This is a genomic window from Rufibacter roseolus, from assembly GCF_017916365.1.
In the GTDB taxonomy this organism is placed as follows: Bacteria; Bacteroidota; Bacteroidia; order Cytophagales; family Hymenobacteraceae; genus Nibribacter; species Nibribacter roseolus.
Genome location: NZ_JAFMSU010000001.1, coordinates 185,869 through 206,985, shown reverse-complemented (window position 1 = coordinate 206,985; position 21,117 = coordinate 185,869). Strand labels below are relative to the sequence as shown.

18 protein-coding genes are annotated in these 21,117 nt (G+C 48.9%); 14 read left to right on the top strand and 4 right to left on the bottom strand.

The genetic code is table 11. The features are described from left to right. The first annotated feature begins 17 nt into the window (after positions 1-17). Positions 18-935 (top strand): toxin-antitoxin system YwqK family antitoxin, encoded by a 918-nt coding sequence (locus J3P35_RS00885; protein WP_210462171.1) that lies wholly within the window; start codon positions 18-20, stop codon positions 933-935. A gap of 223 nt (positions 936-1,158) precedes the next feature. On the opposite strand, the gene J3P35_RS00880 is transcribed toward J3P35_RS00885, so the two are convergent. Beyond that, positions 1,159-1,512 (bottom strand): YraN family protein, encoded by a 354-nt coding sequence (locus tag J3P35_RS00880; protein ID WP_210462169.1) that lies wholly within the window; start codon positions 1,510-1,512, stop codon positions 1,159-1,161. Positions 1,513-1,664: 152 nt separating this feature from the next. Here J3P35_RS00880 and lipB point away from each other — a divergent pair, with 152 nt between their 5' ends. The 10 genes from lipB to porN all read left to right on the top strand — a co-directional run bounded on the left by lipB (position 1,665) and on the right by porN (position 11,793). Further along, positions 1,665-2,399, top strand: a complete 735-nt coding sequence (lipB, locus tag J3P35_RS00875) for a lipoyl(octanoyl) transferase LipB (RefSeq protein WP_210462167.1) — start codon at positions 1,665-1,667, stop codon at positions 2,397-2,399. Beyond that, positions 2,383-2,787 carry a hypothetical protein gene (locus J3P35_RS00870; RefSeq protein WP_210462166.1) on the top strand — a complete coding sequence of 135 codons (405 nt, stop codon included), beginning with the start codon at positions 2,383-2,385 and terminating at the stop codon, positions 2,785-2,787. The genes lipB and J3P35_RS00870 overlap by 17 nt, the downstream gene beginning before the upstream one ends. A 72-nt stretch (positions 2,788-2,859) precedes the next feature. Continuing rightward, a complete protein-coding gene (locus J3P35_RS00865; protein WP_210462164.1) occupies positions 2,860-3,894 on the top strand; it encodes an MraY family glycosyltransferase in 1,035 nt (344 codons plus the stop codon). Between the two features lie 81 nt (positions 3,895-3,975). Beyond that, positions 3,976-5,025 carry a DUF4271 domain-containing protein gene (locus J3P35_RS00860; RefSeq protein ID WP_210462162.1) on the top strand — a complete coding sequence of 350 codons (1,050 nt, stop codon included), beginning with the start codon at positions 3,976-3,978 and terminating at the stop codon, positions 5,023-5,025. Between the two features lie 63 nt (positions 5,026-5,088). Continuing rightward, positions 5,089-5,880, top strand: a complete 792-nt coding sequence (locus tag J3P35_RS00855; protein ID WP_210462160.1) for a uroporphyrinogen-III synthase — start codon at positions 5,089-5,091, stop codon at positions 5,878-5,880. Between the two features lie 137 nt (positions 5,881-6,017). Then, the gene (locus J3P35_RS00850; protein ID WP_246849894.1) at positions 6,018-6,986 is read left to right on the top strand and encodes a PorP/SprF family type IX secretion system membrane protein; all 969 of its coding nucleotides are present in this window, start codon (positions 6,018-6,020) and stop codon (positions 6,984-6,986) included. 199 nt (positions 6,987-7,185) lie between these two features. Further along, a complete protein-coding gene (gene porK / locus J3P35_RS00845) occupies positions 7,186-8,208 on the top strand; it encodes a T9SS ring complex lipoprotein PorK/GldK (RefSeq protein WP_123128441.1) in 1,023 nt (340 codons plus the stop codon). A gap of 77 nt (positions 8,209-8,285) precedes the next feature. Further along, positions 8,286-9,083: a type IX secretion system motor protein PorL/GldL gene (porL, locus tag J3P35_RS00840; RefSeq protein WP_210462158.1), complete on the top strand. Its 798-nt coding sequence runs from the start codon at positions 8,286-8,288 to the stop codon at positions 9,081-9,083. 59 nt (positions 9,084-9,142) lie between these two features. Further along, positions 9,143-10,732 (top strand): type IX secretion system motor protein PorM/GldM, encoded by a 1,590-nt coding sequence (gene porM / locus J3P35_RS00835; protein WP_210462156.1) that lies wholly within the window; start codon positions 9,143-9,145, stop codon positions 10,730-10,732. 17 nt (positions 10,733-10,749) lie between these two features. Next, a complete protein-coding gene (gene porN / locus J3P35_RS00830; RefSeq protein ID WP_246849893.1) occupies positions 10,750-11,793 on the top strand; it encodes a type IX secretion system ring subunit PorN/GldN in 1,044 nt (347 codons plus the stop codon). Between the two features lie 528 nt (positions 11,794-12,321). Here the strand turns inward: porN and uvrC are convergent. From uvrC to porW, 3 genes are read right to left on the bottom strand one after another with little or no spacing between them, the layout of a single operon-like run. Further along, positions 12,322-14,130, bottom strand: coding sequence for an excinuclease ABC subunit UvrC (uvrC, locus tag J3P35_RS00825; RefSeq protein WP_210462155.1), 1,809 nt, complete (start codon positions 14,128-14,130; stop codon positions 12,322-12,324). 13 nt (positions 14,131-14,143) lie between these two features. Continuing rightward, positions 14,144-16,441 (bottom strand): penicillin-binding protein 1A, encoded by a 2,298-nt coding sequence (locus J3P35_RS00820; RefSeq protein WP_210462153.1) that lies wholly within the window; start codon positions 16,439-16,441, stop codon positions 14,144-14,146. Position 16,442: 1 nt separating this feature from the next. Then, entirely contained in the window at positions 16,443-19,034 is a 2,592-nt protein-coding gene (gene porW, locus J3P35_RS00815; protein ID WP_449619083.1) for a type IX secretion system periplasmic lipoprotein PorW/SprE, read from the bottom strand. A gap of 327 nt (positions 19,035-19,361) precedes the next feature. On the opposite strand from porW, the gene J3P35_RS00810 reads away from it, so the two are divergent. Genes J3P35_RS00810 through atpB form a run of 3 tightly spaced genes read left to right on the top strand, consistent with a single transcriptional unit; the run spans position 19,362 to position 21,109 of the window. Further along, positions 19,362-19,598, top strand: coding sequence for an AtpZ/AtpI family protein (locus J3P35_RS00810; RefSeq protein WP_210462150.1), 237 nt, complete (start codon positions 19,362-19,364; stop codon positions 19,596-19,598). A 24-nt stretch (positions 19,599-19,622) separates the two neighbouring features. Then, positions 19,623-19,988 (top strand): hypothetical protein, encoded by a 366-nt coding sequence (locus J3P35_RS00805; protein ID WP_246849892.1) that lies wholly within the window; start codon positions 19,623-19,625, stop codon positions 19,986-19,988. A gap of 44 nt (positions 19,989-20,032) precedes the next feature. After that, positions 20,033-21,109, top strand: coding sequence for a F0F1 ATP synthase subunit A (gene atpB, locus J3P35_RS00800; RefSeq protein ID WP_210462147.1), 1,077 nt, complete (start codon positions 20,033-20,035; stop codon positions 21,107-21,109). Positions 21,110-21,117: the final 8 nt, after the last annotated feature.

Here is a 21,117-nt window from a genome sequence, read left to right as displayed (position 1 = left end):
GAAAGTAGAAGTCTACTATGGGTGAGAAGAAAGTTTGGGCAAAGGTGCTGTTATTGAGTCTTTTGGTGGTTTGGGGACTACACCAGGACACGCAGGCCCAGATCATAGCCAAGGAAAAGAAAAAACTCCTTTTCTGGAAGAAAGCCAAAGAAGTGGAGGTGCTGAACCCCGTGGATACCGCCATCCTGAACGATTCCCTGGCTAAGCCTTCCCTGGCAACCGCAACCCCAGACAGCGTTAAGGAAAAAGACGCCAAAGTTGGTAAGAGCAAGAAGAAAGACGACAAAAAGAAAATTTACTTCGGGTATAGGGTGAAGAAGGGATTTGCGCGCCAGGGTAAGGGCAAGAACCAGATTGTGGAGACCTTTTACTACCTGCGCGAGTACAAAGAGCCTAACCCTTACGTGCGCGACAAACACTACTTTGACGTGAAGAAGCGGAAAATCTTCCGGTCGCCCACTCTAGACCCTTCCAAAACCCAGATGCTCATCCTCCACGGGCCCTATACCAAAATGCGGGGAGATGTGCTCATTGAACAGGGTTATTTCTACGTGGGTACCAAGCATCTGCGCTGGGAGACCTTCAAAACCGACAGCACGTTGTCACAGCGACAGCACTTTGAGAAAGGCTTTTTGCGCGATGCCGTGATCTCATACTATGATGCCGCCAAAACTAAGATCAAGGAGGTAATTCCTTACCAGTATGGCCAAGTACAGGGTGAATACTATAAGTTCTATGAAAACGGACAGCTGGAGTGGCTGGGCACCTATGACAAAGGCCGCAAAGTAGGCACCTGGATCAACTTCTACGATTTCAGGGGCCGCCGCCAGTTTGAGTTCCAGTACGCCGAGAGCGCCTTTGACAAACCCATTGAACCCGTCCTGGTGAAACAGTATGATCGGCACGGGGCCTTGGTGTTCGAGAAAAAAGACTGACAACGCTTAAAAGATGATATTTATAGTAGGAACCCGTTCCGGGACTGTTTTCACAGAAACAGCCCCGAAACGGGTTTTCTGCTTTTGGTAGCCCGCAGCGGCTCTGGTTGTGTTCCTGTTTTAAGGTCGATTTCCAAAGATCAGCCTTAAAACACCAAAGCTTATGATATAAGAGTTGAGGCGACCTGTTGTGAGTTAACTTTCAGAATCGTTTCAGCACTGCTTAATGGAAGGCGTCTTCTATGTGCAGGATCTCGGGTTGGCCTTGTCTCCATAGAATAGAGACTACATCGAACCGGACATCGTGGGGCCACTGATGCTGCTCTATATAATAATCAGCGGCTAATTGGAGCATGGCCTCTTTCCTGGAAGAGACAGCCTCCTCGGGGAAGCCGTACTGGTGGGTGCTCCGGGTCTTGACCTCCACCAGCACCAGCGTCTTCTCTTTCACCAGGATCAAGTCTACCTCGGCGCGTTTGTAGCGGTAATTTCTCTCCACAACCTGGTAGCCCAACGTCGTGAGGTGCGCCTCGGCGGCCTGCTCGCCAAGCTTTCCTAAATTAGTATTATGCGCCATTTTTGGTAGGTGCTGGTATATTGAGTAATTTGCACAGTTTTCCGTCTGCAAAGCCTTCTATACGTGAAGAGTAGGCTTCTGTATAGGACAGGACGGAGGCCGCGCTGCAACGCAGAGTAACATTATATAGAGAAAGGTAGGCCCGCAGGACCATGAAGCAGAACAGAGACATTGTTTTTGAGAGGATGGGGCTGGTAGATTACCAGCAGGCCTGGGATTATCAGGAGCAGCTCCTGAAAGCCACCGTGGACATCAAGACGCAGAACAGGTCTCTGGCTGAGGATGAGAAACTGACCACTCCTAATTACCTGCTGCTGTGCCAGCATCCGCATGTGTATACCTTGGGCAAAAGTGGGCATGAGGAGCATTTGCTTTTGGATGAGCAGGGGCTGGCTGAGAAGCATGCCACTTTCTATAAGATAAACCGCGGGGGTGATATTACGTACCATGGTCCCGGGCAGCTGGTGGCTTACCCCATCCTGGACCTGGAGAACTTCTTCACCGATATTCACCAATACCTGCGCCTGTTGGAAGAGGCAGTGATCCAAACCTTAGCCGAGTATGAGTTAAAGGCGGGTAGAATTGCGGGCCTAACTGGGGTGTGGCTTGATTTTGAGGAGCAGCGCAACCCCCGGAAAATCTGCGCCATGGGCGTGAAGTGCAGCCGCTGGGTGACCATGCACGGACTGGCGCTGAATGTGAATACAGATCTGGGCTACTTCGGGAATATTGTGCCGTGCGGCATTTCAGATAAGGCGGTGACGTCTCTGGAGAAGGAAATCGGGCGGGCGGTGCCCATGGATGAGGTGGAAGAGAAGCTGCTCCGTCTTTTTGAAAAATTATTTGAAGCCAGGATGTTGGCGCATCAGTATGAAGAAAGACATTGATTTTCATCAGGTAGAGGGCGTGGCAGTGGCCATTGCGCGGGAGGTGAATGAGTTAGGCCAGGAAGAGTGGAATGTCTACTTCATCAACAACAACGACTTTTACCTGGAGAATGTACTCATCTCCTCTAAAGGCTATGGCGAGCAGGACGGGCAGGAAGTGAAGACTTCGGTGCTTAGGCACATGTTTGACCAAATGGGGCTTAAAACGGCTTTGCAGGTAGAGCCCATAGACCCGGCGTTGTTTCATATCACCAATGAGTACTGGGTGAGCTATTACATTGGCCGCAACATTCATGACAAGCGGTTCCTGTTTGTGCCCGGTAGCATTTCAGAAGATCATCTTATCCATATTTCTATTCTTGAAAAGGAGGGCGTCCTCCATTCCTGATAAATTTCCAATGAATCTCTGCCGGACGAGAGAATAGCCTGGCCCCAAGTATATTTTTACCTTAGACATGGCATGAAATTTTTTACATACCTACTTTCCTTTAGCTGGTCTTTCTTTATCACCCTGTTTGCTATTCCGTCCATTGTGTATGTGGCGCATTTGAAGAATATCCTGGACCAGCCTAACAAGCGGACAGTGCACGTGTCTCTTACGCCTAGGCTGGGTGGATTGGGGGTGTTTGCCGGTTTCATGTCGGCGCTGACCATCTTCGGGGATCTGTCTAATGGGGTGCAGCAGGTGCTGGCTGGTTGCATTATCCTTTTCTTCGGCGGGTTAAAAGACGATTTGGTCTCCATCTCGGCCTTTAAAAAATTCTTTATGCAGGTGCTGGCTACCGGGGTAGTCATGTTTATTGCCAATATTAGAATTACCAGCTTCCAGGGTATTTTCAACATCCATGAGTTGCCCGAGGGGCTGAGCTACGGGTTCACTTTCTTCACGATTGTGGGAATCACCAATGCCATTAACCTGATTGATGGTCTGGACGGTCTGGCTGGAACCATTGTGACCATTGTGGTCTCCACTTTTGGGTTCTTTTTCTGGTTTGCCCACATAGAAGCCTATTCCAACTATGCCGGTGTGGCAGTTTGCCTTATTGGTGGGTTGCTGGGCTTCCTGCGGTATAACTTCTACAAGGCCAGGATCTTCATGGGCGACACGGGTTCGCTGCTCTGTGGGTTTGTGGTGTCTATCATGGCCATTCAGTTCATTGAGATGCGGGCGGTGCCTTCTGCCCCTACCGTAGCTTTGGGCGTGCTTTTTGTGCCCTTGTTTGATACGGTGAGGGTTTCCCTTATACGTATTCTGAAGGGCGTGTCACCGTTTGCGCCGGACAAGAACCACATCCACCACCGTGTTCTGGCCATGGGTTTTAGCCAGGTGTCTACCGTGCTGATTCTGGCGCTCCTGAACATTCTGGTGATTTTGTTTGTGTTTAGCTTCTCCCATTGGGGTAACCTGATCCTGTTGCTTTGCCTTCTGGGCTTCTCGGTGGTGCTGAGTTTTGTGCTGGGGCAGTATACTACAAAAAGAGCGTCAAGCGTCTGATACATGCGTTTCTGGGGATTGGTTCTGGGGTTTTGCTTGTGGTGTGGGGTTGCCTGGGGGCAATCTGAGACCTTAAAGCCCTTGCTGTCCTCAGACTGGCTTATCTTCAAAGTCAAGCAGAATAAGCTGGTGCCGTACCTGCCTGAGTTCCATGAGGAGCGGCAGGCGCTATACCAATGGGTCACCCTTGATAAGTTCACCAACCCTAAGATTGAGTTTGCTGCCCGGGAGGAACTTTGTCTCTTTCTGGATAACCGGCTGGTCTTTGTGGCAGATTCTACGGCCCGCTATACCATAGACCTCTCGCCGTTTATGAAACCCGGGAAGAAGTACCTGCTGTCTGTCTGGCACCCTGACCAGCAGCCAAACTATCCTTCCTTCAAGGTGCCGCAGCAACCTATCACCTCTATCAACTCCAAGGCGGTTGCGGCGTTTAGACCCATTCCCAAACAGCCAGATTCGCACCGCAGTGCCCTGATCTTTTTCATGGTGGTGGTGGGGCTTATCTATGGAGCCTTGCGGATGACCTTCTACTCAGATTTCGCCAGTATTTTCAGGTGGAGCAGTTTTACCAAACTCTCTACCCTGGAAGAGGGGTTGCTGGCCAAGCCTATCGGGAACTGGTCCAGTATCCTTTTCGTGCTGGCTTTCGCGCTGTCTTTCGCCCTGCTCATTGTCGCCATCCATACCAATCTGGAAGATCTGGCTTTGCTGAACCAACTGTTCACCGCCACCCAGGCAGACCTTATCTCCAAGATTCTGCTGTATTCCCTTATGATTTTTCTGTTTGTGCTGTTCAAGTACCTGTTTCTGCGGCTGATGGGCTTTATCTTTGGAGTAGGTGAAATGGTGCTGTCGCAGTACCGGGAGTTCCTGCGGACCTTGTTAGGAATGGGGTTGTTTCTGCCCTTTGTTTTGCTCCTCTATTTGGGGCTTTGGTCCTCCAAGCCTCAGGTAGTTTATTGGATTGCCAACGTGAGCATTACGGCGCTTCTGGTATTTACCGTGGTAAGGACTTTTCATACGGTTAGTAAAAAATATTCCCTTAAAAATCTACATTTATTTTCCTACCTTTGCGCCACTGAGGTGATTCCACTGATGATTTTGCTAAAACTTATCGTTTTTGTGTAAGCTTCTGGCAGACTGGGATTATTGTAGATTTTAGATTAAAAGTTGTTAAACTACCTTCTAAACATGGCTGACGGTAAAGAAGAGCTGGGTGCTGATAGACATTCAAAGAAAATTTCTAGTATTCTGGTCACACAGCCAAAGCCGGCAAATGATAATTCTCCGTATTTGAGCATTGCTGAGAAATACGGGATCAAGGTTGATTTTAGGGCCTTTATTGAAATTGAGCCTGTTTCCTACAAGGACTTCAGGAAAGATAAAGTCTCTATACTGGATCATACTGCGGTTATTTTCACCAGCCGGAATGCGGTGGACCATTTCTTCAGAATCTGTGCTGAAGGAAAGATAGAGGTACCGGCAGAAATGAAGTATTTCTGCATCTCTGACCAGACTGCGTACTATCTGCAGAAATACATCGTTCTCCGTAAGCGTAAGTTGTTTATTGGAGGTAAGACTGCTTCTGACCTGTTTGATGTCCTTAAAAAGCATAAGAACGAAAAATTCCTGTATCCTTGCTCTAATATCAGGAAGGAAGACATTCCGGAGTTTATGCGTGCCAACGGTTTCAACTTTACCGAGGCAACCATGTACAAAACAGTGGCGTCGGATTTGTCTGACCTAGCCGAGGTGAAATATGACTGTATCGCTTTCTTCAGCCCCTCAGGCGTGCACTCACTGTTTACTAATTTCCCGGACTTTGTACAGGATGGTACCCGGATCGCAGCTTTCGGGCCAACCACTGCCCAGGCGGTGAGAGATGCCGGTCTTGAGTTGGACATTGAGGCTCCCATGCCAAATGCGCCTTCCATGACCGGAGCCATTGAGGTTTATATCCAACAGCATTCTAAGAAAAAGTAAAATAACTGTTACTTTTCTTTGGTTTGTGCGTAGCATGGCTAGGGCTCTAAAATTAAGATTAGCTTTGGTAGTTAATAGATAATTTGGTAGCTTTTGCCAACCGACTCTTGGTGCCCGAGGGTATTTCAATGCTTTACATGATGCGCAAACCTGGTTTTCTGATTTTTCTGGTAGGATTCCTGTCTTCTTTCCTGGTGCAGGCTCAACAATTGCCGCAGTTTAGCCATTATGGGTTCAACGGGCAATTTATTAGTCCAGGATACGCAGGGGTAAAGGGCCAGACAGAAATGAATGTACTGTACAGGTACCAATGGTTGGGTTATAATGGCTCCTTTGATGCCGGTGGTTCTCCCAAAACAGCCTTGTTCACTATCTCAGCACCTCTTACTGCCTTAAAAAGTGGTATAGGATTGGTAGTGATGAAAGACGAAATTGGGGCAGTGGATATTTTCAATGCACAACTGTCTTATTCTTATCATCTGTCTTTAGGCGGTGGCATACTGGGTATTGGCGTACAAGGTGGCCTGACCAATATGAGTAAAGGAGGTTACCGGGCCAATGATCTGGGAGATGTGCGGGTGCCCTTCAATAGTTCTGACCGTAAATTCGATATGGGCGCTGGTTTGTGGTTTCAGCATGAGAACTGGTATGCAGGGGCGGGTATCACTAACTTGTTAGGTGCAGCTTACCAATTTGAGAACCAGGCAAGGGATGGAAATCTTGGCGAAGTGACGGGTGAAAAACACCTCATGGTGACTGGGGGCTACGAGTTGGAACTTTCAAGCGCTATAGACGTTACACCTACAGTCTTGCTAAAGCGGGATATGAATGCCGGTATCAACTCTCTGGAGGCTGGCGCAAGAGCAACTTTCAATGATAAATTCTGGGGTGGTGCCGGCTACAGATTTGGCGAAGCCATTACCGGAATGTTAGGGGTTTATCTGTTAAAAGACAACGCGCTTAGCTTTGGGTACGCTTTTGATTATACCGCCGTAGGCACTGATGCCAAGAGTGCCACCTCGCACGAGGTGATGTTGGGGTACAGACTTCCAAAGCCTAAGAATAATACAAAGCCCCCTATTAGAACCCCCCGCTACTTCTTTTAAATACTTACTTTTAGGTAATGGGTATATCGCTAACGATAAGGTAATTGTTAACGGAATAAAATATTATTTTCTTTGCCTCGTTAGCTTATTGATCTTCAAGAAAAAACACTAGTTTTGTTTTTTAAATCAGGACATATAGTTGCTATCTTAAAAATTATAACTGCTTAGCGGAAACGCTACTTTTTTCAAGTCCAAGAATATGATTAAGTTTTTACAGTTTTCTGCCATTGCTCTGAGCGTAGTCTTAATGGCAGGTTGTGGTATGGGTAGAGATTCGCAGGGAGATGTGATCGGGGCAGAAGATCGCCCTGAATTCAATCCACAGGAGATTCCTTACGGAATGGTGGCCTGCCCGGGTGGTACTTTTCATATGGGACAGACCGACCAAGACATTGCTGCCAGTATGTCTAACATGAACAAGCAGGTAACCATTGGTGGTTTCTACATGGATGAGACAGAAATCACCAACAATGAGTACCGTCAGTTCGTGGATGCTATCCGCCAGGACTCACTGGACATTCTTGGCGAAGAGTTTGTAATGACCCAGCTTTATCCGGATACTACAGTTTGGGTAAAAGACTTTACTTACCACATGGGTGACCCATTGATGGAGTATTACTTCTCTCACCCGGCGTTTGATGATTTCCCGGTAGTAGGGGTAGACTGGTTTGCAGCCAAGTACTTCAACAACTGGAGAACCAAGCACAAAAACAACTACAACGTAGAGAGCGGCATGGCGCCAATGCCTAGCTTCCGTTTACCTTCTGAGGCTGAGTGGGAGTACGCTGCCCGCGGTGGCCGTGATCTGGCTACTTATCCTTGGGGTGGGCCTTACCTGCGTAACGCCAAAGGCTGTATGCTGGCCAACTTCAAACCAGGCCGTGGTGACTACTACAGCGATGGGTTTACATATACTGCACCAGTAGGACAATATTATCCTAACGATTTCGGTTTATATGATATGTCAGGTAACGTAGCTGAGTGGTGCGAAGATGCTTATTCTGAGGCTACTGTGCCAGTGGTTTGGGACTTGAACCCAACTTACTACGATGACAATGAGCCACGCAAGATTGTACGTGGAGGTTCTTGGAAAGACATCGCTCACTTCCTGGAAACAGGTGTTCGTAACTTTGAATACCAAGATTCAGCCCGTTCATTCATCGGTTTCCGCAGCGCGATGATCTACATCGGCCGTTCATCAGATTTTGATCTGGGAAGGTAGTCTTCCGGAGCTTTCTATTAAGTGCTATATTTTATAATTTTTGAACCCAAATACGTACAATCTAAATCCTTCAAAAAATGAGTAAAGCTAGAGGCAACTTCTTCTTCGATAAGGTGATGCCAAAAATCTATGGTATTGGTGCAGCAGTAGTAATTGTTGGAGCGTTATTCAAAATCCTCCACTTAGATGGAGCTAATGAAATGCTTATAGTTGGTTTGGGTACCGAAGCCATCATTTTCTTCCTGAGTGCTTTCCAGCCTAACCCACCGCATGAGCCGGAGTGGGAGCGTGTTTACCCTCAGTTGCGCGATGACTATGATGGTCCGCTTCCAACTGTGCAAACTACTGCTGCTGGTCCGTCTATCACCGGTGATTTAGACAAAATGCTGCGCGACGCTAACGTAACGCCAGCTACTATCAGTTCTTTAGGCCAAGGCCTGAACCGTTTAAGCGAGACTACTTCCCAAATCTCTGATCTTACAGATGCAACTGTGGCTACTAAAGAGTATGCTGCCCGCGTGAGAACGGCTACTGGTTCATTAGATAAAATCAACGAAGCTTACGGTACTACCCTGCAAGTGGTGTCTCAGATGGCTACTGCTACCGCAGATACCCAGGCTTACCATGCTCAGGTTCAACAGGTAACTAAAAACCTGGGTGCCTTGAACGCAGTGTATGAGATGGAACTTCAGGATGCTAATAACCACCTGAAATCTATCAACAAGTTCTACGGCAGCATCACCAACGCTATGGAGAACCTTACCCAGGCTAGCCGTGAAACTGAGCAATTCAAAGATGAGGTTACGAACTTAACCAAGAACCTGCACTCTTTGAACAATGTGTATGGCAACATGCTAAATGCCATGAGAGGATAATCTCTGCCATTCCTCTATAAATTTTAAGATATAATATAAAGTAAACACTTAAGGACAATATGGCTGGAGGAAAAGAGACGCCACGGCAAAAGATGATCGGGATGATGTATCTCGTTTTGACTGCGCTGTTGGCATTGAACGTTAGCTCTGCAATACTTTTAAAGTTCCAATTCATTGATGCCAGCTTAATGGAAGTGAACCGTAAAACGGTGAACGACAACAAAGGAGCCGTAAAAGGTATCCAGGCAGCAGTGGCTGAAGGAGCTAGTACAGCAAAAGACAAACAGGTAGTGGAGCAAGCTCAGGAAGTAAGCGCGAAAAGTGCTGAAATGGTGGCTTATATCCGTAGCCTGCGTGACCAATTAGAAAAAGAGACCGGCGGGAAAGATGCAGAAGGAAACTACATCAACCCAGAAGCCAATGAGGTGGTGAACGAAGTCATGATTGGCGGTTTGAAAAAAGGAAGAGGATATGAACTGGAGCAGCAGCTGAACAACTATGCGGCTTTCCTGCGCAAGTACAATCCTGGAGTTCCTGCCAAACTGGCCATGAATGGTTCGGAAGACCCACGGGTTGCTCAAAACAAAGACCAGCGTAAAAAGAACTTTGCGCAGCTGAACTTTGAAGAGACTCCAATGGTAGCCGCTTTGGCAACTTTGGCTCAGAAAGAATCTGAGGTTCTGAAATACGAAGCAGAAACGCTGTCTAAACTTGCCCAGCAGGTAGGTGCAGACATCATCAAGTTTGAGAACATCTTTGCAATGGCCAGTGCCGAGTCTAAGACGGTAGCCGCTGGTACCAAATACAGAGCAGAAATGTTCCTGGCAGCTTCTTCAGATGCCGTTACCCCTACAATGTCTGTTGACGGAAGATCTATTCCGGTACAGGGCGGAAAGGGTAAGATTGAATTTACCGCTACTGCTGGTAACTATGATGCTGAAGGTAATGCGAAAAAGCAATGGAGAGGCCAGGTGCGTTTCCGTCAGGCCAGCGGCCGTGATACCACGTTCACTGTAACCCAGGACTACGTAGTGGCTAAGCCAGTGATGCAGATTCAGTCTGCCTCTATCAACTCACTGTACTTCAACTGCGGAAACGAGCTAAGCGTACAGGTACCTGCTTTGGGTGCTACGTATGATCCTTCTTTCTCTGCTTCTGGAGCTACGGTGGTGAAAGGTGCCAAAAAAGGATTCCTGACTATCATCCCTACTTCAAGACAAGTGAAACTGAATGTGAGCAGCGGCGGAAACGCCATCGGATCACAGGACTTCACAGTGAAACTGGTACCAAGACCAAGAGTAGTGGCTACTGCTAATGGTCGTCCTATAGATCCAGTAAGAGGAATGTCTGCACCTGGGCCACGTACGTTAACTGTACAAGCCGTTCCGGATGAAAGCTTTAAGAACCAGTTGCCTAAGGACGCTCGTTACAGAGTAACCCAGTATACTGTTTACTTGGTGCGTGGTAGCCGTCCGGTTGGCCAGGTGCAAGGAAGCGGTCCAACTGTAAGCTTAGGAAACTTAGCTGCCCAGGCCCGTCCAGGTGACCGGATTGCCGTTGACGTAAAAGAAATACGTAGAATGAACTATCGTGATCAGCAGGAAGTTGTTCCTTCTGATAACTCAAGTTTCACTTTTCAGCTTAACTAGTAGTTAATTATAGTACCATGAAGAAGTTAATTGTGTTGGGTTTAGCGGGTTTGCTTAGCATGCCGGTTGTTAGTATGGCGCAAAAGCGTACTACTAAGAAGTCAACTACTTCTGCGCAGAGAGCCCAGCAAAATGCAGCCGCTGCGGCTGCGGCTGAAAAGGCGCGTCAGGAAGAGTTAGCTCGCCAGCAAGAGATGCAGAAGCAAGCGGAAATGATGCAGGCCAGAATGGACAGCTCTTTGGCTGCTCCAGCCTCGGCCAGACCAATTCCTCCGTCTGATGTAATGTTCAAGAAAACCGTTTGGAGAGCAGTTGACTTGCGCGAGAAGCAAAATAACCCAATGTTCTCTAACGGAAAGCAAATCACCAAACTGATTACGGAAGCCGTTAAGAGAGGTGAATTGCAGGCTTACCGTTCAGATACCTTGAACACGCCCATTACTGCGCAGGAAATGTTTACCAACATGACTCCAAATGAAACAGGCGGTGGTTTGACCGAAGCTGAGAAAGCGGCTGGTTTTGACACTCCGGCTGCCGCCGAGGATGACGGTTGGGGAACTCCTGCTCCTAAAAAGAAAGCCACTACGCCAGCTAAGGGCAAAGCCGGTGCTACACCAGCCCCAGCAGTTGCCGTAACCACTGGTAATGAGCTTCTTCCTAATGAGCTTTACAAACTTGAGATCAAGGAAGATGTGATATTCGATAAAAAGCGTTCAAGACTTTATCATGATATCCAGGCGATCACTTTAGTGATGCCAGCCAAATACAACAGCCTTGGCTTTGAGAAACCAATTGCTTCTTTCAAGTACAGTGACCTGGCAAGAGTGTTCAGAGCGCACCCAGACGAAGCTCTCTGGTTCAACGCCCAGAATGATGCCCAGCATAAGAACCTGGCTGATGCCTTTGACTTATGGTTGTTCAGCTCTTACATTACCAAGGTATCTAACGTAAACGATGCCCGTCTGGAAGAGCAGTACGGAGCTGGTAAGAAAGGCTTATTAGCTGCCCAGCAAGCCATGGAAGAACTCATTGAGTTTGAATACAGCTTGTGGAGCTACTAGTAGCTTTAAGCATAGATTAAAAAAAAGGAGGCCAGAAACGGTCTCCTTTTTTTACGCCCATTCTTCTGGGTTTATATAGTAAACATCACTAGGAGGTATCCTAAACTAAGGCCAATGAACCCTTTAAAATTCAATTAGCCCAAATAAGAAGTAGGGGCAATCGCTAGTGGTTGCCCTTGCACATGCTACCACTTTCCAGATTGTTGATGAGAACACGCAACAATGGCAGCCGGGTTATTTGGAAAGGCAGATAATACAAGTTCAGGGCAGACAGGCAGTAATATACAGGAACGCTCCCGATGGATAGAAGAAGTGGAATGTGGAAAAGGGCAACCACAAGGGATTACCCCTACAGTTCTGTAGGAAATGGTAATAGATGAATATTCTCTGAAAAGGTTTTAAGGCTGATTTCGTGAAAGTAGCTTTTAAACAGAAATAGCCTTAGAGAGATTTTACCCAAATCAAGAGCTTCAACAGTAAAACACCTCTTGTTTTGAAGCCATTATCAGGAAAACAGGCCTTAAACGCTTACTTGTTTTGAGTCTGCGCGAAATAATCCAGAAGTAGACGGGCTTTGCTTTTGCCCACTTCGCTTTCTAATTCCTGCAGGGAGAGCTCGGCAATTTTCTTCACCGATTTAAACTTGGTCAGAAGTTTCTCAGCAGTGGCAGGGCCCAAACCCTTGATCTTGGTGAGCTCGGTTTGTAAGGTGCCTGCATCGCGTAGCGAGCGGTGGAAGGTGATCCCAAAGCGGTGGGCCTCATTCCGGAGGCGCTGGATGAGCTTTAGGGTCTCAGACTTCTTGTCAATGTACAGGGGCAGCGTGTCTCCAGGATAGAAAATCTCCTCCAAACGTTTAGCAATACTAACAATGGCTACCTGCCCATAGATGCCCAAATCCTTTAAGGCTTTTACCGCCATGCCAAGCTGCCCTTTACCCCCGTCTATAATAATGAGTTGGGGCAGGGATGATCCTTCATCTATGAGGCGGCGGTAGCGGCGGGTCACTACCTCATACATAGACGCGAAATCATCTGGACCTACCACGGTCTTGATGTGGAAGTGACGGTAGTCTTTCTTAGAAGGCTTCGCGTTCCGGAAGCATACCATGGAGGCCACCGGATTATCACCCTGGAAGTTAGAGTTATCGAAACACTCAATATGCTTGGGTAGCTCGGTGAGGCGTAGGTCGCGCTTCATGGTCTCCATAATACGTACCTCGTTGCTGTCTTTGGCCTTATCCTGCATGCTTTCCTTTTCTTTCCGCAGGTACAGGGCATTCTTTAGAGAAAGATTCAGCAGCTTCCGTTTGTCACCGATCTGGGGAACGGCGATGGTGATGCCTTCCAGCGGTAAAACAAGATCATCAATGTTCACCAGGATCTCCCTGGACGTGCTCTCAAAATCTGACCGCAGCTGCATGATCATGGAAGCAAGGATATCCTGATCGGTCTCTTCCAGTTTCTTCTGCAGTTCCAAGGATTGGGTACCAATAATGGAGCCGTTCATCACCCTCAGGTAGTTAATGAAGGCGCATTTCTCATTGGAGGTGATGGTGAAGACATCAATGTTGGTGAGCGTGTGGCTTACCACCGTTGACTTGGCCTGAAAATCATCCAGCACATCAAGCTTCTGTTTGTATTGGTGCGCCAGCTCGTACTGGTAATCGGCGGCGGCGGCAGACATGGCTTCTTTGAAGTAGTTCTTGGCTACCGTCAGGTTTCCAGAGAGGATATTCCTAATCTGCTGGATATGCTGGTTGTACTCCTCTTCGCTGTAGAGCCCTTCGCAGGGACCTTTGCAGTTGCCGATGTGGTACTCCAGGCACACCTTGAACTTACCCGCTTCAATATTAGCCGGACTTAGGTTGTAACTGCAGGTACGCAGCGGATAAAGTGACCGGATCATCTCCAGCAGTACGTACATGCTGGTCACGCTGGGGTAGGGGCCGAAATAGCGAGAACCGTCGTTGAGTTTGTTACGGGTACTTAAAACGCGCGGAAACCGCTCATTGGTGATGCATAGGTAAGGATAGGTTTTCCCGTCCTTGAGCAGGATGTTGTATTTGGGCTGATGCTGCTTGATGAGGTTGTTCTCCAGCAAGAAAGCATCAGCCTCACTGTCTACAATGGTGAACTCAATTCGCTTAATCTGCGATATAAGCTTGAGGGTTTTCTTGTTGTGCTGCGTAGACCGGTTAAAATAAGAACTTACCCGCTTGCGGATATCTATGGCCTTGCCTACGTAGATAATGCCCTTGTCATCATAGTACTTGTAGATGCCCGGGCGATGGGGCAAGTGTTTAAGTTGCTCTTTTAATGATTCCTCCACAGCCATTCTGGTCTAAAACTTAAAACCCATCCTCCTCTACTTTCTGCGGTAAAGTAAGGGTTTGCTCTTGTTTTACGGAATCTTGCACAACAGGTACAAAAGTGCTGCCCCCGCAATTAATATTGGTGGAAAGCGGTTGCGATGGTTTAGGGAAAGCGCCCTTGGAGACATTCAGTGACTTATCGGCGTACACTTTCTGCATGAAGAGGGCGTAGATAGGCATGGCCAGCTTATTCCCCTGCCCGTAAGCGGCACTCCGGAAGTGAATACTGCGGTCCTCGCCACCAACCCAAACCCCAGCAGCCAGATCAGGGGTGATTCCCATAAACCAGGCATCTGAGTAGTTGGAGGTAGTTCCGGTTTTAGCCCCAATTTCATTTTTCAGCCCGTAACGGTGACGCAAGCCATAATAGGCCGTACCGCCGCGGGTTTCGGTGGAGCCTTTCAGCATGTGCACCATGAGGTAAGCCGTTTCTTCGCTGAGTGCTTCCAAGGTCTTTGGCGCAAACTCATGCAGTACCGTTCCGTTTTTGTCTTCAATCCGCACCAGGTACTGAGGTTGGGTCCAGGTGCCTTTGTTCACGAAGGTACCGTAAGCACCTACCATGTCATACAGCGTTACGTCACTGGAACCAAGGGCCAGAGAAGGTACCGGGTCAAGCGGCGTAGTAATTCCCAGGCGCTTCGCCGTAGCCACTACTTCCTCAGGGCCGAGTTTCTTCATGAGGTAAGTAGTGATGCTGTTAACAGAGAGTGCCAGCGCTGTGCGCAAGGTCATACTCCTGCCAGAGTAAGTACCTTCACTGTTTTTAGGCGTCCAGGGCTTGCCATCGGGGTTAATGATGGTCACCGGGGCATCTACTACGGTATAGCAAGGAGAGTAGCCTCTCTCCAGAGCGGTGGTGTACACAAAAGGCTTGAAGGTAGAGCCTGGCTGGCGGGCACCCTGCTTCACGTGGTCGTATTTGAAATATTTGAAGTTGGTTCCTCCTACCCATGCTTTCACCTTGCCGGTAAGCGGGTCCATGGCCATGAAGCCAGCCTGCAGGTAATGCTTGTAGTAGCGCAGAGAGTCCATCGGGCTCATGATGGTGTCGCGTTCCCCTTTCCAGGAGAAGATGCGCATAGGAACTTTGTGGTACAGGTGGTATTTGATAGAGTCCTCGTTGCTACCGTACTGTTCCACCAGGCTCTTGTAGCGGGCGGTTCCTTTCATACGCTCCATCAGGAAGCCTTTGATTTCTTTCCCCTGGTCATTTACCCACGGATTGCGGCCTTTCCATTGCTGGAAGAACTCCTTCTGCATGGTTTTCATGTGCTGCTCTAGGGCTGCCTCAGCGTGCTTCTGCATGCGGGAGTCAATGGTGGTGTAGATTTTAAGGCCGTCTGAATACAGGTCGTAACCGTTATCACGGCACCATTGGGCCAGCCACTTTCCTATCTCGGTCCGGAAGTAAGGCGCCAGACCTTTGTTCTGGTTCTCCACGTTGAAGTCCAGCTTGATGGGTTTGGCGGTAGTCTTGGCGTAAGTAGGCTCGTCAATGTAGTTGTACTTGAGCATCTGGTCCAGCACCGTATTGCGGCGGCTCAGGGAACGCTCTGGGCGCAGCACCGGGCTGTAGAAGGAAGGTCCTTTCAGTACGCCCACCAGGGTGGCGCTTTCTTCCAGGGTAAGCTGCTGCGGGTCTTTGTTGAAGAAGGTCTTGGCGGCTACCTTGATCCCGTAAGCGTTGCTCCCGAAGTCCACGGTGTTCAGGTACATCATCAGGATCTCTTTCTTGGTGTAAGAGCGCTCCAGTTTGATGGACATGATCCATTCCTTCGTTTTGATGATGAGCATGCGGAGACCGGGCACATCAGAGAGCAGGCCGTTGTTTAGGTCATCACGGGTACGGAAGAGGTTACGGGCCAACTGCTGGGTTAGGGTACTGGAGCCGCGGTCCTGTTTGCCGGTGAGTTTATAGTAAGGAACCGCCAGCGTACCCTTGAAGTCAATGCCGGAATGTTCCTCAAACCGGATGTCCTCAGTGGCGATCAAGGCGTCTACAAGGGTCTTGGGCAGTTGCTCATAAGTAACGGGAGAGCGGTTCTCACGGAAGTACTTGCCTAAAAGCTGGCCGTCTTCTGAGTAAACTTCAGAAGCCAGTTCGCTTTTGGGGTTTTCCAGGGTTTTCAGGTCTGGTAGATCGCCAAAGAGATTCAGGAAGTTGATGCTAACTGCAAAAACGTACAGCAGGAAGAACACGAATCCTCCGGCAAAAAACAGCCAAAGTGCCGAAATGGTTTTCCGGAACTTCTTATCAGGCGTTGACGACATTCTATTGGTAATTTTTTTCAAAGAAAGCTACATACTCCGCGATATTCCCAAGCTCTCTAAGTAAAGCAAGGTTCTCTTCGGTTATCACAAAGGTAGCAAAATTCGAGCCTTTTAAATTGGCTAACGGAGAATTGCGTGTGGCCTGCAATTTAGAGTACTGCTGGGCGGCTTTGAAATCGGACAAAGCCCGCACAACAATGAGGGTGGTGCTGTCTCTGAAAGGGATAGGCTCTACTTTGAGTTGCTTTTTAGGGTGGAAACGGGCATTATAGGTATCATACGCTTTCATGAGCTGGCGCACGGCGGTGGTGTCTCCTGTAGTGTGCACAATCACGAAAGAATGGGGCTGGCTGCGCTCTGTCTTATAAGTAGGCGCTTCTTCTTTAGGGGCAGTGGGGGTATTTACTACTACCGGAGGTTTAGCTAGCTCGCCGGTTTCATAGCGTAGGTAAAGATTCATGAAGTCACGAGCCTTCGCCTGTAACGGACTTTCGGGGTACTTTATGATGAACTGCTCCATGGCGGCCCTGAATGTAGCCGGTGGTTGGGTGCGGCCTGCTACGAGTGCCTGCAAAAATGCGCTTTGGTCCTGCACATCGTTTTGGGGGTATTTTTGGGAAAGTGAGGCCAAAACAGCTAGCGCCTGCGGATACTGCTCTTTCTCATACAACGCAAAAGCCGAGTCATACAGCGCGTGCGCGGCCACGTTTTCGGCGGAATAAGTCCGCAGAAAATCGGGTTGGTCAATGAGTTTGCTGTATTTGGAATTTGGGAAACGGTCTTTCAGGATCTTGGCAAATCCGGCGGCTTTGTCGGGCTGCTGCTGGCCTTGGGAGATCACATATAAGCTGTAATAAGCCTCAGCGGCGTGGTTGGAGGCTGGGTAGCGCTCAAGCAGTTTCTGGAAGGTCTGGGCAGCTTTCTCCGGTTCTCGCAGGCGCTGCTGGTAGATGTTGCCCAATGTAAACAGGGCTTCCTCCACACGTTTTTCAGCGGCTTGGCGCTGCTCGGCCGTCACCGGAATAGCCGCTAGATAAGCTTCCTGTTTCTGGGCGGCCTCGGCGGCTACGGTGGCACTATCTACCGCAATGCCAGTGTTTACCCCAGCGGTAAGCGGAGTGGCGCCGGCAATGGCGGTGATGCGCCGCCAGTTGTCCTGCAAAGGTCGGTCTCCCCAGGTACGCATGAAGTCATTGCGCGCGGTTCCACGGGCCACGGGGTTGTCAAAGTACCAGGTGCTGCCCTGTGTTCCGGCGCCCCCGATGGGCAAGGTAGCCGTTTGTTGGGTAGGGCCGGCATTGGTGGTGGCATTTGCAGCAGCTAAGGCGGCGGCGGCCTCCTGGTCGCGCTCGCGGGTGACCTGCTCGGCAACCCGCTGGGCGCGCTCGGTGGCGTTCAGTTGGCCTAAAGCCAATAAACTGTCATTGCTTCTGATGATCTCCAACTGTTGGGTGAAGGCGGTGAGTACTGTTTTTCTATCAGAGAGTTCTTCGTAGCCCATGGTAGTAGGCGGTAACAGTTGAAGGGTGCTGTCATAGTAAGCCTGGGCCAGGCCGTACTGCTGCAGGTTCTCATAATAGATCTGACCCGATAACAGGTAAGAGTATGCTTTCTGGACTTTGTTTGTGGTGGAGGCGGCCGTAGACTGCTGCAGGAGTTTCAGGGCATCAGGGTACTTTTTCTGTCGTAGCTCCAGCTTAGCCAGGTCATAGTAGATTTTATCTGTGTACTCCTTGTTCTTGGCGTCATCGGCGAGTTTGCGCAGGAAGTTCTTGACTTTGTCCTGGTCTGAGTTGTCTTTCAGTTCGGTTACCTGAGCCAAACCCAGGTTGGCGTAGAAGCCCAGTTCATAAGGGGGACGTTTCTTCAGGACCTTCGCGAACTGCTCGTAGGCTTTGGCGTCCTGGGCAGTAGCCTGGTACAATTGGCCTAGAATGAATCTGAGGCGGGCCTCCTGGTCTCTTTTATGGGCCAGCGGAATGGCCAGTTCCATGTTTTCAATGACTCGAGGAAGGTTGTTCTGGATGCTGGCCAGCTGGGCCCTGGTGAGAAGTAGTTCGCGGCCGTTGTCCTCGTTCATGCGCTCTTTCCTGAACTGCTCGGAAATAGAAAAAGCCTGGTCATAATCTTTCTGCCGGATGGCCAGACGCATCATCCAGATCTGGGCCTCGTGGCGGGCATGGCGGTCTGGACTGGTGGTTTGCACAAACCGGAAAGTTTTAAGCGCCTCGGCATCCTCGCCCTGGTAATAACGGGCCTTACCAATGAGCACATAGCAATCATCTATCCACCGGGACTTGGGATGGCGCGCAATAGGGAAAGAAGCCCGCTTGATCACCTCGTCCAGTTCAGGAGCCAGGGTTTTCAGGATGGTGGAATCGGCCGGCGGCAGGATGTCCAAGATGCGGTTATAGTCGTTCACGTGGGCGGCCGCAATTTTGGCTTCCACGGCTTCCATCTTCTGGCGGGCCAGAAAATACCCATTGAACCGGGCATTGATGTTTCGGTACAGCCGGCCCAAAGGCTTATCAGAAGAACAGCCGGCGACAGCTGCCAGTAGAAGGAAGATTAGAAGAAAACGTGTCAGTTTCAACGTCAAGTCAGGTGTTGGAATACTAGTAGAACTGCGCAGGGCCTTTTTTATTTTATATTTATTTAAGCTAAAACGAGCCAGAAACGTACTTGTACTTAGTCTATAAGGTTATCTAAATAAAAGGTAAAAGCAAATTTACACTTTTTAGGCTCTTGTTACGCTACTACGCAAAAGCAGGCGTCGGCGGCGAAGGAATGAAAGCTAATTATAGGCGAACCAGAACTGTTTTGGGCTTGTTTTATCTATAGCAGGGCCAAAACAGCGAAAATCTTTTCTGTCCCCATGAACCAGAGATTAGTACCTTTGTGCAAATAGGACCCAACCCGTATGGAACCAACCCAACATCCGTCTAGCCCCGAAGAAAAGCAAGGGGTAAAGCCTTACCTGAAATACTCGGGCCTGGCTTTCCAGATGATTGTGGTAATGTCCGTGGCCGCTATTGGGGGGCGTAAACTGGATGCCTATTTCCACAACAACACCCCGTGGTGGACGCTGGGCCTATTAGTGGTGGCGGTGTTTGCCACCGTGTATTCTGTTATTGTATCACTTACCCGTAAGAAATAAGTGCCTGTGAGTTTTATTAGAGGGATGATTCTGCTCACCGGGCTGCTGGTGCTCCTGATTACCGTACTGCTGATGTTCACCGGAGACACCGTGGTTCATTCCTATATCTGGTACATGCTGTGCTTCTTTGTGTTTGTGACCGGGTTTGCCCATTATGTGGCCTTCCTGGGGCTCAAGAATGATTCAGGTAACCTGCACGCCTACTACTTTGCCGCTATGGGGGTGCGTATGGTGTTCTCTATAATAGCAGTTTTTGTATATAGATATTTCCATGCAGAAGGGTTAGTGCAATTTGTCTCAAACTTTTTCGCCCTTTATTTTATTTATACCGGATTTGAAATCTACGCATTGTTGAGTAACTTGCGCCAAAATTCAAAAAAGCATGCATAGGGCAATGCGGTTACATAAAATCCATTGCTTTTAATTAGCTCTTAATGAAGAAGATACTCGTTTTCCTGCTTACTGTTCTTACTTTTTCAGCCCAGGCGGCAGAATCTGCCGAGGGTGGAGAATTTAACCCCGGGGAGATGATCTCCCACCATATTGGCGATGATTATACCTGGCATTTTGCCGACGGTGTGGTGCTGCCTTTGCCGGTTATATTATATGGGGAAAATGGCCTGGATGTGTTCTTGGCCTCTAAGTTCTACAACGAGCATCATGAACTGCAGCCGTATAACGGCTACGTGATGGAGCACGGGCATATCTATTATGCCAACGAAGAGGGTGAGCCGCGCACCAAGGTGAACGAGAAAGGTGAAACGGAGCACGTAGGTCCAATGGACTTCTCTATCACCAAGAACGTGGCTTCGCTTTTTCTGAGTGTGCTTCTGCTGTTCCTGGTGTTCTTCTCTATTGCCGGTGCTTACAGCAAGAACCGCGGCAAAGCCCCGCGTGGCCTGCAGTCATTCTTTGAGCCCATCATTGTTTTCATCCGAGACGATATTGCCAAGACCAACATCGGTCCTAAGTATGAGCGCTTCATGCCATACCTGCTCACCGTGTTCTTCTTTATCTGGTTCAACAACCTGCTGGGTTTATTGCCTGGTGGCGCTAACTTAACCGGTAATATTGCCGTTACCCTTGTATTGGCTCTCCTTACTTTAATCCTGACGGTATTCAACGGGAATAAATCTTACTGGGGGCACATTTTTGCCACACCGGGTGTTCCCAAGTGGTTGGCTCCCATTATGATCCCGGTAGAGGTGATTGGTATTTTTACCAAGCCTTTCTCTTTGATGGTCCGGCTTTTCGCCAACATCACCGCAGGTCACATCATCATCCTGAGCTTGTTCAGTTTGATCTTTATCTTCCAGAGCATTGCCATTGGTCCATTGAGCGTAGCGTTTGCCACCTTCATGAACTTCCTGGAGTTGTTCGTGGCGCTGTTGCAGGCCTATATCTTTACGCTGCTGTCTGCTATGTACTTTGGCGGTGCGGTAGAAGAACATGACCACCATGATGATATGGGCTTTGGTGACGGCCCGCATGCTGCGCAAGCACACCATTAATCTGAATT

Excerpts from the sequence above, each read along its gene's own strand:
- J3P35_RS00885 (WP_210462171.1), top strand. The coding sequence starts at position 18 with ATGGGTGAGAAGAAAGTTTGGGCAAAGGTGCTGTTATTGAGTCTTTTG.
- J3P35_RS00880 (WP_210462169.1), bottom strand. The coding sequence starts at position 1,512 with ATGGCGCATAATACTAATTTAGGAAAGCTTGGCGAGCAGGCCGCCGAG.
- lipB (WP_210462167.1), top strand. The coding sequence starts at position 1,665 with ATGAAGCAGAACAGAGACATTGTTTTTGAGAGGATGGGGCTGGTAGAT.
- J3P35_RS00870 (WP_210462166.1), top strand. The coding sequence starts at position 2,383 with ATGAAGAAAGACATTGATTTTCATCAGGTAGAGGGCGTGGCAGTGGCC.
- J3P35_RS00865 (WP_210462164.1), top strand. The coding sequence starts at position 2,860 with ATGAAATTTTTTACATACCTACTTTCCTTTAGCTGGTCTTTCTTTATC.
- J3P35_RS00855 (WP_210462160.1), top strand. The coding sequence starts at position 5,089 with ATGGCTGACGGTAAAGAAGAGCTGGGTGCTGATAGACATTCAAAGAAA.
- J3P35_RS00850 (WP_246849894.1), top strand. The coding sequence starts at position 6,018 with ATGATGCGCAAACCTGGTTTTCTGATTTTTCTGGTAGGATTCCTGTCT.
- porK (WP_123128441.1), top strand. The coding sequence starts at position 7,186 with ATGATTAAGTTTTTACAGTTTTCTGCCATTGCTCTGAGCGTAGTCTTA.
- porL (WP_210462158.1), top strand. The coding sequence starts at position 8,286 with ATGAGTAAAGCTAGAGGCAACTTCTTCTTCGATAAGGTGATGCCAAAA.
- porM (WP_210462156.1), top strand. The coding sequence starts at position 9,143 with ATGGCTGGAGGAAAAGAGACGCCACGGCAAAAGATGATCGGGATGATG.
- porN (WP_246849893.1), top strand. The coding sequence starts at position 10,750 with ATGAAGAAGTTAATTGTGTTGGGTTTAGCGGGTTTGCTTAGCATGCCG.
- uvrC (WP_210462155.1), bottom strand. The coding sequence starts at position 14,130 with ATGGCTGTGGAGGAATCATTAAAAGAGCAACTTAAACACTTGCCCCAT.
- J3P35_RS00820 (WP_210462153.1), bottom strand. The coding sequence starts at position 16,441 with ATGTCGTCAACGCCTGATAAGAAGTTCCGGAAAACCATTTCGGCACTT.
- J3P35_RS00810 (WP_210462150.1), top strand. The coding sequence starts at position 19,362 with ATGGAACCAACCCAACATCCGTCTAGCCCCGAAGAAAAGCAAGGGGTA.
- J3P35_RS00805 (WP_246849892.1), top strand. The coding sequence starts at position 19,623 with ATGATTCTGCTCACCGGGCTGCTGGTGCTCCTGATTACCGTACTGCTG.
- atpB (WP_210462147.1), top strand. The coding sequence starts at position 20,033 with ATGAAGAAGATACTCGTTTTCCTGCTTACTGTTCTTACTTTTTCAGCC.